This window comes from Halorientalis marina (assembly GCF_023028345.1).
Taxonomy (GTDB): Archaea; Halobacteriota; Halobacteria; order Halobacteriales; family Haloarculaceae; genus Halorientalis; species Halorientalis marina.
Window position 1 is genome coordinate 1,694,392 of record NZ_CP095487.1, and the last position, 18,192, is coordinate 1,712,583.

16 protein-coding genes are annotated in these 18,192 nt (G+C 53.3%); 7 read left to right on the plus strand and 9 right to left on the minus strand.

Going from position 1 to position 18,192, the window contains the following annotated elements:
• Positions 1 to 159: 159 nt before the first annotated feature.
• From MUG96_RS24485 to MUG96_RS08560, 8 genes are all read right to left on the minus strand, one after another.
• Positions 160 to 1,041, minus strand: a complete 882-nt coding sequence (locus tag MUG96_RS24485; RefSeq protein WP_505465475.1) for a hypothetical protein — start codon at positions 1,039 to 1,041, stop codon at positions 160 to 162.
• Positions 1,042 to 1,103: 62 nt separating this feature from the next.
• Positions 1,104 to 2,372, minus strand: coding sequence for a sulfatase (locus MUG96_RS08535; RefSeq protein ID WP_256465440.1), 1,269 nt, complete (start codon positions 2,370 to 2,372; stop codon positions 1,104 to 1,106).
• Positions 2,369 to 3,307 (minus strand): NAD-dependent epimerase/dehydratase family protein, encoded by a 939-nt coding sequence (locus MUG96_RS08540; RefSeq protein ID WP_246988349.1) that lies wholly within the window; start codon positions 3,305 to 3,307, stop codon positions 2,369 to 2,371. The genes MUG96_RS08535 and MUG96_RS08540 overlap by 4 nt, the downstream gene beginning before the upstream one ends.
• Positions 3,308 to 3,314: 7 nt before the next feature.
• Positions 3,315 to 4,460, minus strand: a complete 1,146-nt coding sequence (locus MUG96_RS08545; RefSeq protein WP_246988351.1) for a glycosyltransferase family 4 protein — start codon at positions 4,458 to 4,460, stop codon at positions 3,315 to 3,317.
• A 13-nt stretch (positions 4,461 to 4,473) separates the two neighbouring features.
• The gene (locus MUG96_RS08550; RefSeq protein ID WP_246988353.1) at positions 4,474 to 4,704 is read right to left on the minus strand and encodes a hypothetical protein; all 231 of its coding nucleotides are present in this window, start codon (positions 4,702 to 4,704) and stop codon (positions 4,474 to 4,476) included.
• A 47-nt stretch (positions 4,705 to 4,751) separates the two neighbouring features.
• Positions 4,752 to 5,264, minus strand: a complete 513-nt coding sequence (locus tag MUG96_RS08555) for a metal-dependent hydrolase (protein ID WP_246988355.1) — start codon at positions 5,262 to 5,264, stop codon at positions 4,752 to 4,754.
• Positions 5,257 to 5,793 (minus strand): OB-like fold-containing membrane protein, encoded by a 537-nt coding sequence (locus MUG96_RS24490; protein ID WP_505465476.1) that lies wholly within the window; start codon positions 5,791 to 5,793, stop codon positions 5,257 to 5,259. Before MUG96_RS24490 ends, MUG96_RS08555 begins: the two co-directional genes overlap by 8 nt.
• Positions 5,794 to 5,832: 39 nt before the next feature.
• Positions 5,833 to 6,282, minus strand: coding sequence for a DUF1616 domain-containing protein (locus MUG96_RS08560; RefSeq protein ID WP_246988357.1), 450 nt, complete (start codon positions 6,280 to 6,282; stop codon positions 5,833 to 5,835).
• Positions 6,283 to 6,416: 134 nt separating this feature from the next.
• Between MUG96_RS08560 and MUG96_RS08565 the strand changes: the two genes are divergently transcribed.
• The 7 genes from MUG96_RS08565 (at position 6,417) to MUG96_RS08595 (ending at position 16,385) form a co-directional block, all read left to right on the plus strand.
• Positions 6,417 to 8,630 (plus strand): DUF2206 domain-containing protein, encoded by a 2,214-nt coding sequence (locus tag MUG96_RS08565; protein WP_246988360.1) that lies wholly within the window; start codon positions 6,417 to 6,419, stop codon positions 8,628 to 8,630.
• On the plus strand, positions 8,623 to 10,266 hold the full coding sequence (locus MUG96_RS08570) for an alkaline phosphatase family protein (RefSeq protein ID WP_246988362.1): 1,644 nt from the start codon (positions 8,623 to 8,625) through the stop codon (positions 10,264 to 10,266). Before MUG96_RS08565 ends, MUG96_RS08570 begins: the two co-directional genes overlap by 8 nt.
• 40 nt (positions 10,267 to 10,306) lie before the next feature.
• Positions 10,307 to 11,842, plus strand: coding sequence for an alkaline phosphatase family protein (locus MUG96_RS08575; protein WP_246988654.1), 1,536 nt, complete (start codon positions 10,307 to 10,309; stop codon positions 11,840 to 11,842).
• Positions 11,843 to 12,289: 447 nt separating this feature from the next.
• The gene (locus MUG96_RS08580; RefSeq protein ID WP_246988364.1) at positions 12,290 to 13,771 is read left to right on the plus strand and encodes a sulfatase-like hydrolase/transferase; all 1,482 of its coding nucleotides are present in this window, start codon (positions 12,290 to 12,292) and stop codon (positions 13,769 to 13,771) included.
• Positions 13,768 to 14,580 (plus strand): polysaccharide deacetylase family protein, encoded by an 813-nt coding sequence (locus MUG96_RS08585; protein ID WP_246988366.1) that lies wholly within the window; start codon positions 13,768 to 13,770, stop codon positions 14,578 to 14,580. The genes MUG96_RS08580 and MUG96_RS08585 overlap by 4 nt, the downstream gene beginning before the upstream one ends.
• 117 nt (positions 14,581 to 14,697) lie before the next feature.
• The gene (locus MUG96_RS08590) at positions 14,698 to 15,489 is read left to right on the plus strand and encodes an FkbM family methyltransferase (RefSeq protein ID WP_246988368.1); all 792 of its coding nucleotides are present in this window, start codon (positions 14,698 to 14,700) and stop codon (positions 15,487 to 15,489) included.
• A gap of 62 nt (positions 15,490 to 15,551) precedes the next feature.
• Positions 15,552 to 16,385, plus strand: a complete 834-nt coding sequence (locus MUG96_RS08595) for an IS5 family transposase (protein ID WP_246988369.1) — start codon at positions 15,552 to 15,554, stop codon at positions 16,383 to 16,385.
• 139 nt (positions 16,386 to 16,524) lie between these two features.
• On the opposite strand, the gene MUG96_RS08600 is transcribed toward MUG96_RS08595, so the two are convergent.
• The gene (locus MUG96_RS08600; protein ID WP_246988371.1) at positions 16,525 to 17,964 is read right to left on the minus strand and encodes a flippase; all 1,440 of its coding nucleotides are present in this window, start codon (positions 17,962 to 17,964) and stop codon (positions 16,525 to 16,527) included.
• Positions 17,965 to 18,192 lie beyond the last annotated feature (228 nt).

Here is an 18,192-nt window from a genome sequence, read left to right on the forward strand (position 1 = left end):
CTCCTACTCCGACCTGACTTCGCAACCGCTGTTTTCCAGAAAAAACGACTCTGGCACCGTAATGTCGGCATGATCATCGAACCCTCACGGATACGTCAGCGTGGTCATTACACTCAGGATACGTTTGACTCGTCCACGCTTCCGACCTGACTTCGAGTGTCAAATTCCAAGCTGCCGACCAAAGGTGATCACTTCATGCCATTTGTCTGACCGTATCTCAACGACGAGAGCGACTCTGCCGTCGTTTTGACCGATCGTATTGAGCGCATGCGTTCCGAGGTTGATGCGTTGTGTCGAAGTATATGTGTCACCAGCTGTGAGTACTCCAACCGGCTCAGAACCCGACCAGATAATGGAGCGACCCGACCGGAGTCGTACCCTGACAGAAACGTTTTCTGCGGTTGTATTGTCGGTTGTGGTAATCTGGCCAGTGGTATCACGACAGAGTAATCCGCATGGTTGCGTTCTATTGTATGCAAATCGAAAGTGGTCTGTAGCGCGTGATGTCCCCGCAGCTGGCAATCCGGTCATTGGTTCTGCGTCTGTCCTGTTCGGTGCGTGGTCTGCGGCTGGTGATTCGACGTTCACAGTGATCGTTTCCGACGCGAGGGGTTCACTCTCATCCGTGGAGTCGTCGTAAAGTGTGACGGTCACGTTTGTGCGCTCTGTCTCAGTGAAGTCCACGATTTTGACCAGGTTCAGATGAATAGTTTCATTGGTGGGTTGAGATGGACGCAGCCAGACCGCTCCCCCGGCAGTGGTATTCACCTTGACGACAACCCCTCCCCCTGCGTTAGTTAGCGACCCAGCAGATTGGGAGCACGCTGCGCAGTTTGTGCCCAGATCAATAGTTAGGACACCGGCAGAAATATGTCCATCGGCGTCTGCGTCGGCGGTTGCCGTCACATTCACTCCTTCGAAGCCAGCTGTCTGGGCCGCGCTGGCTGCAACCGGCGTTACGCAGGCGAGCAGTGCGAGCAGAAAGAGACTCCCGGCGATGCGAGCGGAGACCATTGATATTTTATTATATGCTGACAGCATTGTATGATTACCGGTACCTAATATCTAGTGACATCCGCCGCACCGTTTGCACCATCAACGATCTACACTAATTCAGTCGCCTTCGACTGAATCAATTGTAGTTCTTTTTCGTGAGTATGCCGTCGTTGAATGACTGATTCCAAGCATTCGCCTACCGGGCTATTTTCTGATTTCGGTAACCCTTCAATTGTTTTTCCCTGTAGGTCATATGTCTCCTGACGTGTGCGCTGCCCATCTTCCCAGGTAGCGATTTGTTTTGCCGCAGCCGTCCTGACGGCAATCAAATTACGATCGTTGCGCCCGTCGTAGTCTGAAGCGATTGCCCATTCTCCGAGTTCAGGAACTGCGTCGCCGCCCGAGAACTGTTCTAATATTGTCGGGATGTGTGTGAGTGAGAGCGGCTGTGACGGGTCCTGGATTCCGGTGACGGGCTCGGAAACGACGAGTGGCACGTGAATGTTTTCCTCGTACAATGACGGGTAGAAGTGGCCGTAGATATCGCGTTCGCCGAAGGCTTCCCCATGGTCGCCAAAGACGATATAGACTGGATCAAAATCAGCGAGTCGCTCCTGGAGTTCATATAGGAGAACATCACCGAATCTGATCGAGTCATCGTATATATTGATGATTTTCTGGACTTCTTTCTCCGAGAGATTTGGGTCCATATCGTCAATCAGCTGGTTGCAGCGCCAGTTATAGTAGTACTGATCGAAAAGCGAACTCCACTTGCGGTATTTGCGGGGAGTGAGATGTGGGAAGTGCGTATCGAGTGAGAACACCCAGAGAAAAAACGGCTCAGACTGCTGGTGGACCCAGTCTTCTATCTGGTCAATGTATCGGTCCCACGTTTTGAATGCCTCTTCTCGTCGTAAATAGTTCCGAAAATTCCGGACGAGCGTATAGAGCGTAGAATCCGAGAGGTGCTTCTGGAACACGTCCTGATAACGGTCGGTAGAAAAAAGGAAATCTTCGAAGTAATCGAAGCCCCTATCGAAGCCGTAATGTCGTGAGGCATACGCGTTCGGGTTGAATGCACCTGTCTGGTAGCCGCGCTGTGAGAGGGATTCAGCGAGGGTTCCATACCGTGACAGATGACGGCGGGCGTGTTCCGGATTCGCGACCTGGCCTCTGGCGACCATCGGTTCACCCGTGAAGATACCTGCCATCGACGGATTCGTTCGCGAGGCCGGTGAGATGGCGTTCGTGAACCCGACACCCTCGTCCGCCAGCTGATCAAGATGGGGTGTCGTGTCCCGCTCGTAGCCCATGTATCCACAGTGATCCGCACGGAGACTGTCGTACGTTACCGCGACGATGTTTCGGTTCGTCACGTGACCAGCACCTCCTCGTCTTGCTGGAGAAGGGCTTTGAGTCCCGCCACGAACTCGACATCGGGTTCCCAGCCGAAGTCCGACTGCATCCGTGAGATGTCTGCCTGCAGATGGGGGCGATCACTCTCTCTGACGCGGTCGTCAGCCTGCACGATGTCGATTTCTTCACCGAGTGCCGCGCTCGTCTTCTCGACGACCTCACGGACTGACCACTCTGTTCCAGTTCCAACGTTGTACGCCGCGTATCCGTCCTCGAACTCGGTAAGGAGCGTCAGGAGTGCGTCGACCACGTCAGAGACGTGGATGAAATCGCGTTTCGGCGTGAGGTTCCCGAGTTCAATCTCACGGTCGCCGCTTCGAACCTGTGTCAGCACGGCCGGGATCAGGTGCTCGTTGGTTTCGTTCGGTCCATACACGTTGAACAGGCGCGCAGTCACTGTGGGAACGCCCGTCTCCTGCTGGAACAGACGCATCAGATCCTCACCGACGAGCTTTGTCTCCCCATATATGTCTGTCGGGCCAGTCTCTGAGCGTTCGCTGTTGGGCCCCTCGCGAGGTGGATAGACGGCCGCCGAAGACGTGAACACCATCGTTTCGAGACTGTCGAGTTCGCGTGCCGCGTCCAGGAGGTTCCGCGTCCCCATCACGTTCACCTCGAACGCTTCCTCGGGGTTTGCGTTACAGTATGGGATGTAGTGAAGCGCAACCAGATGGACGATCGCGTCCGGCTGGAACTCGGCGACGATGTCGTGGAGTTGCTCATCACGAATATCAACTTCCTCGAACTGCGCGTCGTCTGGCACGAGTGAAGGCGATCCCGAGAAGCAATTGTCAATCGCGAGAACATTTGCACCCTGCTCTGTGAGTGTCTGTACCAGCTGTGAGCCGATAAAGCCCGCCCCGCCAGTAACCAGCACCTTCCGATTCGATAGCATCAGTTGCTTACTGGTCCGCTTGCACGGCACTTGAATATACTTCTTCCAACTCGTCGACAATCACGTCCCAATCGTGTTGTTGTCCGAATTCGCGGGCGCCAGCAGAGAGTGAGGCAAGCGTCACGTCGTCAGTCAGACAGTCGACGAGGCGGTGTGCAATCGCGTCTGCCGAGACCTCGGTGATGTATCCAGTGACGCCGTCGTCGACGACTGCCGTCGATCCATTCTCCTCGTGGTCGACGACGATACTCGGGACGCCACAGGCGTTGGCCTCGAGGATCGTATTGGGAAACCCCTCGCGAATCGACGGCAGGACGAACACCGAGGCAGCTTTGATATTCGCGATGACATCGTCGTCCGCTTCGACGAAGCCGAGGAATTCCACCTGGTCGGCCACGCCCGCTTCAGTTGCGTGTGCCTCCAGGGATTCCCGCTCGGGTCCGTCACCGATGATGCAACAGGAGAGGTCCTCGTCCATCTGGCTAGAGGCGTCCGCGACTGCATCCAGTAACAGGTCGACGTTCTTGTGTTCGGAGAGCCGCCCCACATAGATGATGTCCCACTCGGCATCTGCTTCGGGTACTGACTGGAGGCCGTCATAATCGACTCCGTTTTCGACGACTTCGAGCCCGTGTGTGCGGCCGAGATCGCGGAGATCAGATTCGATGTACGCAGAAATTGGGATGATGGTGTCTGCCAGGTTCAGTGTTGCGCGCTCGACGAGTTTCCCGAACACCCCTTTCTTGCCGAGATAGTCGTACCAGTAATCGTCCCAGACTTCGTACCAGGTGATGACGAGCGTGGAGTCACGCAGCAGTTCGTGTGCCTTCGAGACGAAACACGGAAAGTAGGGGAATTCCTGACAGTCGATGAGGTCGAAATCCTCTTTGAGCAACGCCGGTGCGACGTTGGCCGCGAAGTACAGCGCCTGTGGAATTGAGCGCCGGCCATCTACGTAGAGTTCTTTGGGCTCGCAAACTCCGTGCAACGTCACCCCCTCGCGCTCAATGGTTTCTGGGCCGTCCCAGTAGTGCATCCCATACAGATGGACATCGTGGTCGTCTGCGAGCCGACGTGCGAGTTCCCAGATCCGTTTCTGGGCCCCTCCCTTCTCGTGGGGATAGACGGCGTCATAGACGAATACAATTTTCATTTGAGTTATGTTTTCACTCGTTCAGATAGCCAAGTGACTTGAGACGCTCTTCGACCTGTTGTTCGTCGACGTCGGCGTCAGTCGCAGTGTCCGTCTCCTGTGCGACGGTGTGGAGTACTTCTTCGAGAACGTAGATGATGTACTCGTTCGCGTCATCGAATTCAGTGTGTCCGACACGGTCTTCAATGCGAGCGAGCACGTCAGACGGAATGTCGACTGACTCAAGCTCTCGGCTCTCATTCATGCGCTGGGGTAAAAACCGACAGGTAAAAGAGATGGTGATACTCTGCGTCAGTCAGCATCGGTCATTGTTGTGCTGTGCGTCGTCCGCCGGTGTACAGCCCAGACAAGCGCAGCGAGACCTCCCGTGACGAGTGTTGGCTCGGGCTGCGTGCTGAGATACAGCCCCGGACTCGGCACACGATACTGGAACAATGGCCAGAACAGTTGCTGTGTATGCCTCGTCGGCGTGAGAAGCAGGCTATCGGCTAGGAGATGACTGCCCGCCCCGATTCCCAGCAGTAGGCCACCACGGCGTCGTTCATCCGTCGATAACAGGACGACACCGATGAGCACACTCAGGAAAACACCGCCGCCAGTGTGCAGACTGCCCCAATCGAATGGATAGCCGATGGTCTGTTCGACCACTCGTTTTGAGACGACGAGTTTGATCTTCGTGAGATCTGGAATGAATGCCCCGACCATCCCGACGGTGATGTACTGGCGCGTGATCCACTCCCAGCGAAACGAGAGGCTTCGACACAGTGCATACGCGATGAAGACATGTGCGAGCAGGTCAGGCATCGTCTTGCTCTCCATCTATGTCTCTCACTGGCAGCCAATTTTGGATCGATAGCTCTGCATCACGTGGGCGAAAACTGAGCGTTGTCCAGGAGAGTTGCCAGTCACGAATCAATCGAAAGAGGACCCAAATCCCTGCAATGAACGAAACACTCCAAGTATACCAGAGACCTTCCTGCGGGACGACAAAGCCGTTAATTGCCCGGATAGTTCGTGGCCCAGTTAGAATTCCATAAACTCGGACCTTGTCGCCAACAGCTGGTGCTGCCCAGTTCCCGCCAGTGATTGTCAATTCGTGTGATCCGGTCCTCGTTGTAATCTCAATGACTACCGGAGAGACGCGCTGGATAATGCCGCCAGTGACGACCCGGTCACCTATGTACTGATCAGGGGATTCAATGAACTCGCCCGACCGAGGCAGGACCCATGCATCAGGATTCCGTGGTTGCTGGGGATAGTGGGGGAGCAGAATTGCATGACCGCAAAGCAACAGAACAACGACGATAATTCGTGCCCGTCTACTCGTGATCATGCCGTTTCGCTGTGTGCTGATCGTTGTCCCGTTCTTGTTTTATTTGTCGTCATTATCGCTTACGTGAATCCAGAGACGCGTCGTCAGGTCTGGCGTTGTTTGGTTCTGTGCCGGGTTGAACAATAGGAACCGAAGTCGATAGCGGCCTGACTGGTTTGGCGCTGTGACTCGCATCTGAAGCTCGCGCGTGCCTCCGTTCGACACACGCAGCCGCCGTTCGGCCGTTGTCGATTCGTTCCACTTCGCGACCACCCGATAGGTAACTGGATGGTGTTCATGATTATTGACACCAATGGTAATCCCAGTCTCTTCACCCGTCCGGAGAGAATCCAGGTAATCCGAACTATTTTCGCTGTTGTTGAGCACGTACAATTCAGTAGATGGAGGGTTGGTCACCGCTGGGTTCACTGCCAGAGCCATTACAGTAGCGATCAAACTGCCCAAGATGAGGGCCATAATCCACGTCAGCACCCGTCTATGGTCCTGCACACAAAATTTCACGGTGGGTCCCGATTTATGTGTTGTTATTGTTGTTTCTTCAACGAAGATTGCTCATTGACTCCCTGGGTGGCATACGTAAATCATTAGTGTGATTATTGAATAGTCCCAGTCAACTTCGCCTGATGAGACAATATCTGTACCGGAATATAGTATACCGATTTTTGAGTTCCAATTTAACGTTCCTCTCTGAGGTATACTTACGTGATGGACAGATTAAAGAAAATGCTGTTCTGGCCACGCTGACCCTCCTTTTTATTGGTAGTATCAGTCTTGAGGCTGCCAACCTCGAATTGTCCCTCTTACGACCAGTCATCGTAGTATTATATATAACTCTTGTCCTTGGGTATCTCTTTCTCAGAGTTCTCCAGATAGACCCACAGAGTGTGGTAAGAACGGTGTGTTACTCTCTCGGCATGAGTGCTAGTATTTTGATGATATTGGGAGCAGGAATGAGCCTCTATTTACCCCCGATAGGTATTTCACGTCCTGTGGCCGAGATGCCGCTCTTTTTTGCTGTTTCGATGGTTGCCATTGTGTTGTTTGCTTTTCACATCATGATTAATAATCAGAAACAAATCGCCGTTGAGAAAGTCCAGTCTTACTTTTGGCGTCCGTCTACGTTGGGAGTCCTTACACTTCCATTTTTAGCCATACTTGGTGCACGTATGGTTACTCGCTTTGGGGACAACATATTGCTGCTGTTCCTCCTGATGATGACTGCTATCGTGATGCTGCTGGCCTACTGGAATTATATTCCCAGTAATCTTTTTCCACTTATTGTCTGGTCAGCAGCGCTGGCGTTACTCCTCCATAACACAGTACTCACACATTGGTTGGCTTGGGACGTACGCCACGCAGAATTCCGGTTGGCAGGGAATGTAATTGAAAATGGATTCTGGGAGCTTGGTGTTGCTGAGTACAAGACAAAAAAACAGGCGATGTTGCGGATTACCGTGCTTCATTCGATCTACGCTCTACTCGCTGATGTCGATTTAATGTGGGAATTCAAAACTATCAGCCCACTGTTGTTCTCGGCCACCCCAGTCGCGTTTTATAAGAGCTATCAAATATTTGTAGACAAGAAGGACGCCATGTTGGCCGCATTCCTCCCGATCTCTCTATTTTCCTTTTTCACAGTTCTCTCTTGGAACAGCAGAACGAGTGGTGCTCTACTCTTTCTTTCCCTGCTTGTCCTGTTAATTACTGATAGATATCTCGAATGGCGGAAACAGATTTTGCTTGCTATAGTCTTCATGTTCGGGATCCTAATTTCACACTACGCAGTTGCGTACATGACGCTATTCGCTCTTCCACTGGTTGTCGTCGGCGGATGGCTATTTGGCTCCTTGCGAGGCCATTCTCGGATGCTTACAGGGCCCCTGCTAGCAATAATATACGCCGTATTGTTAGTTGCGTGGTATACGTATGCCATCGAAGATGCCGGAGGTACGACTTTCTTCGTTACCTTCTTGCCTTCATTCTTTATTGATGTATGGACCCAATATATACTGGGGGAGACTGCCAGCGCTGGATCAACTACGCTAAACTACGCAACAAAGGGATATACTTCTTATACCATACGAACGCTACAATCATTGAATATCGGAATTGGGGCTGTAGCAGGACTAGGATATGCTATTTTGTTCTTACCGACAGTGCTGTCTCGTATACCGTTCCTGAACAAGGACATTCCTGGAAACGTGCTAGACACTGTTCAAATTGAATATCTGCTCTATACGGCAGGATTCACAGGATTGTTTGTAGCGACTTTCGGCCCAATTTCCAAATTGAGTACGGCACGAACGCTCCCGCCAGCTATGTTCTTTTTTGCACCACTGTTTATTCTTGGAGTAACGAGACCAATGGTTGTGGCTGGCAACTACATCAATGTTGACCTAATAAAACAACTCGGAACAAGAACGGCTGTAGCAATTGTCCTTGTTTATTTTGTGTTGAATACTGGACTGTTCGGATCGATTGTTGCACAAGAACACCATCCGAATATTCTAATTGATAAGGAACGAGTGATTGAGTCAGGGAGTTTGTCCGAAAGGAAGTACTTTGCCTCAATGTACGTGCATAGCATCTTTGATATCAGGAGTGAAGAATGGATGAATAACCACGCAAGACCACCAGATCGGTATGAGAGGTTACACAGTTCTCGGGTGTTACTTGGATTATATGACTGTGAGGGTGTGTCCCGAGAACCGGTTGTGAACCAAGGGACGTGTGCTAATGGACCACCGTTCGAAGAAAATAATATGGATAAGATATACGCGTCAGAGGGGAGCATCATCTATATGAACAGGACAGTCTCTGGGGCTACTGATGAGTGACCACCCGTTAATCATATTCGGACTTGATGGTGCCTGTTTCGACCTGATACGACCCTGGATAAAAAATGGGCATATCCCGACAATAAACGAGATACTTGATACTGGCGTCTCTTCAAAACTGGAGAGTTGTGTTCCTGCGACGACGCCACCCGCGTGGACCTCCCTGACGACGGGTGTGAACCCAGGAAAGCACGGTATCTTCGGGTTCTACAGTCGTACAAAGGGGAGTTACGATCTCTATCCCGTGTCGGACACCGACGTGTACGCGAGACGTCTGTGGGACTACACTTCCGAGTCAGATTTGACATCGCTGGTCGTTAACGTCCCGGTGACTCATCCACCACGCGAACTGGACGGCGCGCTCGTCCCCGGATACATGGCTGACAACGATGTTGCAACGTATCCCGATGGTCTCCTTACAGAACTGGGGTTCGAAGACTACTCCGTCTACGCAGAGTCGGAGGCCGACATGGGCCAGGAGGAACAGTTACGCGACGAGTGGCTCAACCTGACCGAGTCGCGACGCGACCTCACACTCGCGCTGATGGCGCAGTACGACTGGGATGTTCTCTTTCTGGAATTCCAGAAGACCGACGGCGCCGTCCACAAATTCTCCGATAGCGAGAATATGAGAGCGATTTTCGAGCGAGTCGACGACTGCATGAGCGACGTTCTGGAAGCAGTCGAGGACGAACCGAACGTGGTACTCGTCTCCGACCACGGAATCGGACAGACCAAGGACTGGTCCATCGCACTGAACACCTGGCTCGAGGAGCGTGGATACATAAAGACTTCCGTTGACGGAGGTGGTGACGACGGGTCGTGGATCGACCGCAAGACTTCGAGTTCGTCGGAGGATGCCGGGGATGGCACCATCTTCGACCGTCTGGGTGAACTCGCCAGTCGTGCCGGGATCACAAAACAGGGAGTCGAACGGATCCTGTCTGCCCTCGGTCTGTACAACGTCGCCGCACGCCGTGCCCCTGATCGACTGCTGGACATGGTCGCGCAGGAAGCGATCGACCGACAACGAAGCGAAGCGTTTTACGAGGGAATGGGTTTCAGCGGCGTCGACGTCGGCGTTATCGTAAACGACGAGCGTTTTTATCCAGACGGTGCAGTGACGGAAGCGGAATACGACGAGGTTCGATCCCGCCTGATCGAAGAGATCAGGTCACTCGAAGGTCCCACTGGAAAGCCGTTCCAGCGAATCCTCACTCGCGAGGAAGTGTACGATGGTCCCCGAGTCGAGTACGCGCCGGATATCATACTGGAACAGGCGCCTCGCTACGTCATCGGCAGCAAGAACCTCAGGGGACAGACGTTCATTCCGGCAGAACCGGGCCGCATCGACCACACGCGTCACGGGATCTTTGCGGCCACCGGGCCGGATATTAGCGACGACTGGTCGCCCGAGGAACCGCCCTCGATCATGGACGTGACACCGACACTCCTGTACCTCCAGGACGTTCCGGTAAACACACGGATCGATGGGACTATACACGAACCGCTAGTCACGGACGACCGGGACCCCAATATGAGACAGTACGACCGGTACGAACCGGCCGCCGGTCGGACTGAGCAGAACGAGGGCGAGTTGAAAGACCGCCTGCAAGCGATGGGGTATCTAAAGTGATTCGTAATTCACGGTTGCTTCGAAGGTGTCTGAAAATATGATGAAAACATTCGTACTCGGCATCGACGGCGGAAGTTGGCGGATTCTCGACGAGCTGGAGCTCCCGGGATTCCAGCGACTCACGAGCGGCGGAACCGTCGGCGAACTCACCTCGTCTCTGCCCCCGATCACGTACCCGGCGTGGAAATGCTACTCGACCGGAAAAAATCCGGGCAAACTCGGCGTGTTCGGGTTCGTCAATTTCGACAGGGAGCGCCAGACAAACAGGCAGAACGACTCGACACACTTCGACAGCCCCGAACTGTGGGACTACCTGTCCGACGAAGGTGACCGGGTGGGCGTCGTCAACATGCCGACGACCTACCCGCCACACGAGGTGAACGGTGTAATGATTGCAGGGCCGAACAGCGGTGATTCCGGGCTCGTCTACCCGGAAGAGCGTGAACCAGAACTCCTCGAGTCGGGATACGTGCCCCTCTCGAGCGGCCACCGGCTCGCGTTCAAATCGGGTGGCGAAAAAACGATCTCTACGGCGAAAACGATACTCGAGTCCCGCTTCGGGGCAGCTCGACAGTTGTTGACAGACGAGGAGTTCGATTTCTTCAATCTGACCATCTACTGTACTGATCCCGTACAGCACCACTTCTGGGACCAGCGGGAAGTGTTCGAAACGTACCGCAGTATCGACCGTGAGCTCCAGGATTTACTGACGCTCCTCGATGAAGACGACGACGAGTGGAACGTCGTGGTCGTCTCCGACCACGGGTTCCAACCAATCCGCGGGGCCGTGTACCTCGACACCTGGCTCGAACAGCAGGGATTCCTCGAGCGGCGTCAGACGGCCGATACCGATCCCTCGCTACTCCAGCAGATTGGGGTTACGAAAGACAACGCCGCCGGACTCGTACGCGCTCTGGGCGTCGAACGAGTGGTCGATCTCCTCCCGGAATCACTAGTCCAGCGGGTCAATCGTTCGCTCCCATCGGAAGGTGGGATTTCCGTCGTCAACTCCACGGACTGGGACTGTTCGGACGCGGTCTTTCTCATGGGCGGGATCTACGTATTGAACGAATCCAGACGCGACGAGATAATGGATGAAATAGAACGGGAATTGCTCTCGTTCCGGGACGACGGACACCAGGTAATTGACGAGGTACACCGGACCGACGACGTGTATAACGGTCCATACACCGATGCTGCGCCGGACCTAATCCCGATTTCGGACGACTACAAGCTATTAGGCCTCTCAGTTGACGGCAGTCTTTTCGACCCCGAAAACGCGTGGATAGCCGCCCACGAGATGTCCGGCGTGTTCGTCGGACACGGACCAGCGTTCCAGGACCGAAGCGAGGTCACTCTCGATATTCAGGACGTCGCGCCGACACTACTGCACGCGATGGAGCGGCCCGTACCAAACGATGTCGATGGGTCGGTCAGAGACGATATCCTCTCCGATCGCGTCGAGGATGTAGTTCAGTGGCGAGACCCCCTGTCGTCGGGACAGACCCACAGCGCGTCCAGTGTCAGTGAAGAGGAGGTAAAAGAGACGCTGAAGCAACTCGGATACATCGAATGATCTTCGGGGGCATGGACGGGTTACTCTACCTCGTCCCCGTAGTGCTCGCCATCACAGCTCTCCGTGCATTACCAGGGATATTCCGTACTGAACGGTACGCTGCCGACGAAGCATTTCACATCTATCTCGCCGACGAAATCCGACAAAAGGGTCACCGTATCCTAAACAAATACAACACGCTCATTCCACAGACAGTCATTCACTATCCGAGTCACGTACACTGCACCCCCGAGGGTCTCGGGATTAACTGCTGCTTAGAGGACACGCAGCAAATTCATACCGGTTCGGTGGCAGGTTCAACTAACTCTTTGAGAGCGGCAGATTCACGTATAGGCATATGAACCTGCCGATGGGTGAAAACTGTGAACATCTCACTGACAGTGCCCCTCTAACTGTCGGCAGGACCACTTCGCTACCTATAAATCACGGAAGGAAACCAATCAAAGTATGACACAGCCAAACATCGTATTTTTAATCTGGGATTCCTGTGATTTTGAGGCGGCACGAGACCACGCCCCCACATTGAACTCCTTAGCTGAGTCAAATATCTGGTTCGAGAACGCGATAAGTCCCTCCGCGTGGTCGCTCCCTACTCACACGTCGTTTTTTAACGGTCAGTACCCTCATGAACACGGGACGTACACCGGAACGGACACGATTGGGGAAACTCCACTGGGGCGGACCCTTGACGAGAAGGGATACCGTCGATACGGCTTCTCTGCCAATGGATTCGCGTCCTACGAGTATGGGTTCGACGAGAACTTCGATCAGTTTCTGAGCACCCGCGGACCGATGCAGTCTACCCACGGTGTCGATCTCCACCGGCTGTCTTCAGACGGTGGATTTTCTCTTTCGGAACTCGTCACGGAAACAATGAACGCCGAACGACTCACCGGAAGTCTGTCGAACTTGTTTGCCGGCGTACTGTCGAAGATTGGTGGGACACATCCCGCCTTTCGACGGATTCCACATTCGCTCTTTCAGGAACACGGCTTCACGTATTCCCCAGAACTGAACACACGGGCGATCGAGCACACGATTGAGGCGGAGGCTGACGACGAGACGCCCTTTTTTGTGTTTGCAAATTACATGGACACACATTACCCGTACGTGCCTCCGAAGGACCTCCAGCGGGAATACTGCGGGGAGGCGTTTAGTCTGTCTGAATTGAAAGAAGTTCACGAGGTCTGTCAACCGCTGAAGTTCAAAAATCGGGCCGTAAGCAATGGTGTCAATCCAGATTTATTATCGGCGGCCGCGAACCTCTATCACGCAGAGGTTCGGTCGGTCGATAGACATCTCCAGCGTATCGTCGATACTCTCAAGCGCAACGGGGCATGGGAGAACACGCTCCTCGTTGTCACGGCAGACCACGGCGAAGAGGTGGCCACTGTCGGTTCACGGCTGGAGAGTGGTGACCCAGAACAGATCAGCGAGCGCCTATACGCCTACGACGAACTGTATCGGACTCCGCTCATAGTCGCTGGTGACTGGATTTCCACGGCAACACACAACGACTACGTTTCGCTCAAGAACCTGTTTGATCTGTTCGCAAACGCCGAGGAAGTACCAGACGGTGGAACCGAAGCAGTAACCGACCTCCTTACTCCAGAGGAAGAGTTCGTCGCAGGACAGTATCCGTGGATCGGTTATGACAGGGATACGCTGAAAGAAAAGTACCCGTCGCTCTCAGATGTCGTGATTGACCGGCACATCGTTGTTGGATACTCGGAGCAATACAAACTTGTTCACACGTCGAAAGGCGACGATTGGGCGATAAAGAACGGAAATGAGGTTAGTCCGGATGACGTGCCGATGTCTCTATACGACTTTTGCCACGAACAACTGGAGGCGTTCTTCGACTCGGGGAAACATACTGAACTAGACCAAGGAACAGCAGAGCATCTCGAAGAACTCGGATACCTATGAAACGTCAAGCGTGGAACTTCATTCGTGGTGTTCCTGCTCACATAGATTATCACACGAGCATATCACAGTGGCTACCTCAGTCGGAAGACGTGATTTTACGATACCACGCTGTTGGAGAGCAGATTGGTACCCCCGCAATATCCACCGAACGGTTCCGCCGTGATCTCAAGTTCCTCTCCGACCGATACGAAGTCGTCGGGCTATCCGAAATCGGTTCGAATCCTCAAACGAAACAAGTCGCTTTAACCTTCGACGACGGCTATCGGAATTTTTACGACACCGTCTTTCCCATCTTACAGGAGTACGACGCCCCGGCGACCGTATTCGTTATCGCGGGATTTGTCGACACTGATGATGTCGAATTGATTAATTCTCGTCTCAGCATTGACGTGGCGAACCCCGATGTCATGCTCGGCGCTTCGGAAATCGAGGAACTGGTGCGATCCAGCCTGGTGACCATCGGGAATCATACACGAACGCACCCCAACTTCGGAAATCAACACGCCGGCAACCGCTCGCCCACTGACGAGATCGTCGGGGCGAAAACTGACTTGGAAGAACGCTTCGATATCACCGTCGACCAGTTCTCGTACCCCCACGGGTTCAATTCGCCAGAGATCGTTCGGACGGTTCAAGATAGCCATCAACTCGCGGTGACCACCAAGCACGGAACACCCGACCAGACCGAGGATGCCTATCGACTCCCTCGTGTCGGGGCACACGAAAGTGAACCGCTCGTCCGGTGGGAAACCACTGATTTCAGCAATTGGCTCTGGGAAAACTCGGTTGTCGAGTCGATCCGCAAGTAAAAAGCCGGCCGGAATCGTTCTAGTTGACAGGATAACCACGTACATCTCGGCAACCTTATGAAATCACTGACAAATCTGACGGCCGAGGCGAATGAGATACGAAAGCAGGACGGCTGGATGGAACTGGCCAAGGCCGGACTGCGGCACACGAAAACAATCAGAGGCCAGTTTCGGCGTTCGATAACTATCGATTGTGACAACACCTGCGTCACGTTCGACACTACAACTGAGGCCGCAAAGGAGTGGTTTTATCCACGGTACTATGACGGTAGTCTACACGAACCAGCACTCACCCGCCGCTTGCTTCAGGAACTCGATTCCGACTCCACGTTTTACGACGTGGGTGCCCACGTCGGATACTTCACCGCGTTCGGTGCCACAAAATGTACTGACGGAGACGTTCATACGTTCGAGATTGAACCGAGATTCGTCGAGGCCATCAAGCGGACCGTGGACCGCAACGAATTCAGTGTCGAAATCGTACAGGCAGCCGTTTCCAATAAATCGGGCGACACACTGTCGTATACTAGCTCCGGATCAAGTACAAAAGTTAGCGATGATGGGGAACCGACGGCGGCCGAGTCGATCACGCTGGACGACTACGCAGAGCGCCACTCACCGCCGGACGTAATGAAAGTAGATGTCGAAGGATACGAATACAACGTGTTGCAGGGCGCGGAAGGACTCCTAAAGAACGGTCATCCTGACGTGCTCTTTTTAGAAATTCACCCAGAGAATCTGCAGGAGTACGGGGTTGAACCAAAAGATATTGCCACCCTGCTTGAGAGACACGGTTACGATTGGGTAAACTTTGACCACCGAGTAGATGATTCGAAGGTTCAGCGGAACATGATGGAAGATCTATCAACAAACACGATGTACATGATCTGGAACAATATGCTCTGTTGAATCCGATGACGGCAGCAGGATAGCGTCGCTCTGAAGGTGGAAGCGAAGCGGAGAGGGGAAATGTGCCTAAACTCCTCTTCCGCCCCGTTAAGCAAGCGGCATCGCTGGCTCAAAAGCGCTCTGCTGCCAGCCCCACGGCGGTGGTGAGCGACCCGGCTGGCAACGGCTTTGCCGACTGGAAGCACCTCACGCTGTACTTTCTGCGCGTTCACATGGACGCGACCTACCGCGAACTCGTCGACTGGGCGAGCGAGATGGATCGTGTTCGCGCTCTCTTGCAGTTGTCCCGCTGGGGATTCCCGGCACCCTCGACGCTATGCCGCTCGTTCGAGCTGGTGCCAACCCGGATCTGGCGGCAACTGCTCGATCGGTCAGCGGCCCGCTGCGATCCCGGCGACCACGGCGCGGTGGATGCCACGTTTTTCGACCGCGAAGCGGCATCCAGTCATTACCGGAAACGGTCGGATCGCGACATACGCACGCTGAAAACGACGGCGCTGGTCGATACGGAGTCGTGTGCCATCCTGGACATCCACGTCTCGGCACACTGGCCTCACGATACCCAGGTGGGCCGTCGGGTGGCGTTGCGCAACACCGACGACCTGGCGAGTCTCGCCGGGGACAAGGGCTACGACGACCAGTCGCTCCGGGACGCCCTCCGCGCCGAAGGCGTCCGGCCACTGATCAAACACCGGCTGTTCGCCCACTGCGATCACGCCCACAACGCGCGGTTGGACAGCGAGGCTTACGGGCAGCGCTGGATGGCCGAAACCGCCTTCTCGGCCATCAAGCGCCGATACGGCTCCGCTGTCAGGCCGAGCGTCTGGTACCGCGAGTTTCGTGAACTGGTGCTGACCGCCGCCGTCTACAACCTCGAACAAGCCATCAAACAGTGATCGCTACGCTGTCACTGGATTCAACAAAGCAGAACAATATGAATCATAAAGTTGTTCTCTGACGAAGACTGTAAATGTCTGTTTTCGACTCGAATTTGAGGTTTGATCAACGTTCCATACATGAAAATAGCATATTCAATTAATATAGTTTGTTCGGAATCAACTCAACAGAGTTGTTTATAACTTTGTTACGGATTGTCGGAGAACCCATTATAAATATCCCATAAACAATAACACCAAAGAGAACCACAGCAGATAGCGAAGCCAGCGTCCTAATATTGACATATTTCACAATAGGAAACAGTATCAGAGTCATGCCCAGAGAAGAAAAAATACACCAGCCCATCTGGAATTTTGGTATTTTAAACTGTATTTTGTCCGAAAGGAAGTAGAGAGTGAGAACAGTGTGAAAAATGACTGAGAGTGTCGTCGCAACAGCCGCCCCTATCAATCCAAATAGGATAATAAATACGGTGTTGAAAACGATATTCAAAAGGACGCCAATGACTGTTGCAATCGATCTCAGTTCCGGATAATCCATTGACGCGAGAATAACATCAAAGATAGATGTAAATCCGGAGATTATCTGTCGTAGCATAAATACGATCAAGACTAGCCATGCAGTCGCATACTCTGCACCGAACACAAAGGTGAGTACCTCTTCACCCAGTAGAATGGACCCGAAAAAGGCAGGTATCACGAGAATTACTGATGACAAGACGAGATCAGGAAGCAGTTCCTCAATCTTTTCAACGGCGTTCTCTTCGCTCCAGGAGCTAATCTGTGGGAACACGGTCGTCGTGAGTGCCTGCGTCAGTTGGTTCGTAGTACCAGCGACCCGCCAGGCAATCTCGTAGGCACCCACTTGAGCACTCGACAAGAAGAAACCGAGCAGGAGGATGTCGGTCCAACTATACAGGAACGGTCCGAGCTGCCCCACAAGGTCACGGCCGGCGAAGCTTAAAAGCGACCGGACCGACCTTTCGGTGGGCCTGTAGCGCAACGATCGCCACCCCATGTCTAGTTTATATGCACTCCAGAACAACTTGACTCCAAACCCAGCGAGTAATCCGATGATGATGCCAGTGACGTCAAATCCGAGTAGCAGCAGTCCGGCACCGACGCTTACCCAGGCAAACTGCTTGGCGAGTTCGACCGAGGCAGATTCACCGACTCGCAACTCCCCCTTGAGCGCCGAAAATGTAATCCCACTGAGTGGTTTCAAGACAAGCCCGATGATGAAGTACGTAATCAGATCCCGACCAAGATAATCGGTTATTCTGTCGCTGAACACGAAGGCAATCAGAATCATCACAACCACCATCGTAAACTGGACGGCAAGGCCGGAAACAAAGTACAGCTCCGGATTATTGCTAGAGCTGACATGCTTTTCAACCGACCGCGAGAAGCCGAGACTAGTTGGAAGCGAAACCACTCCAAGGAGGGCCTGGAACAGAAAGAAAACACCCATCTGAGACGCGCCTAATTTCTGAGCGAAGAACGCAAGACCCGCAAAGCTGAGAATCGTCATTCCATTCTTAGCCACAAAAACCTTTATGGTTGATATTTTCAGTTCCATTATACTATGGATACTGTAAGGTATATTTTTGATGGTTCCGGTAAAGCGGCATCATATATGGATTATAGTAATAGGATCGCAGGCTAGAGATACCACCATCAGACACAATGCCGATATCGGGTGGTAAATAATAATGCCGTCGGTATGTTCCGGATAGCGAGCCAAGAACAAACGATACTCAAACACGCGCTTTAAGGGAGAGTGTGACATCAGCGGTTATTTATACTT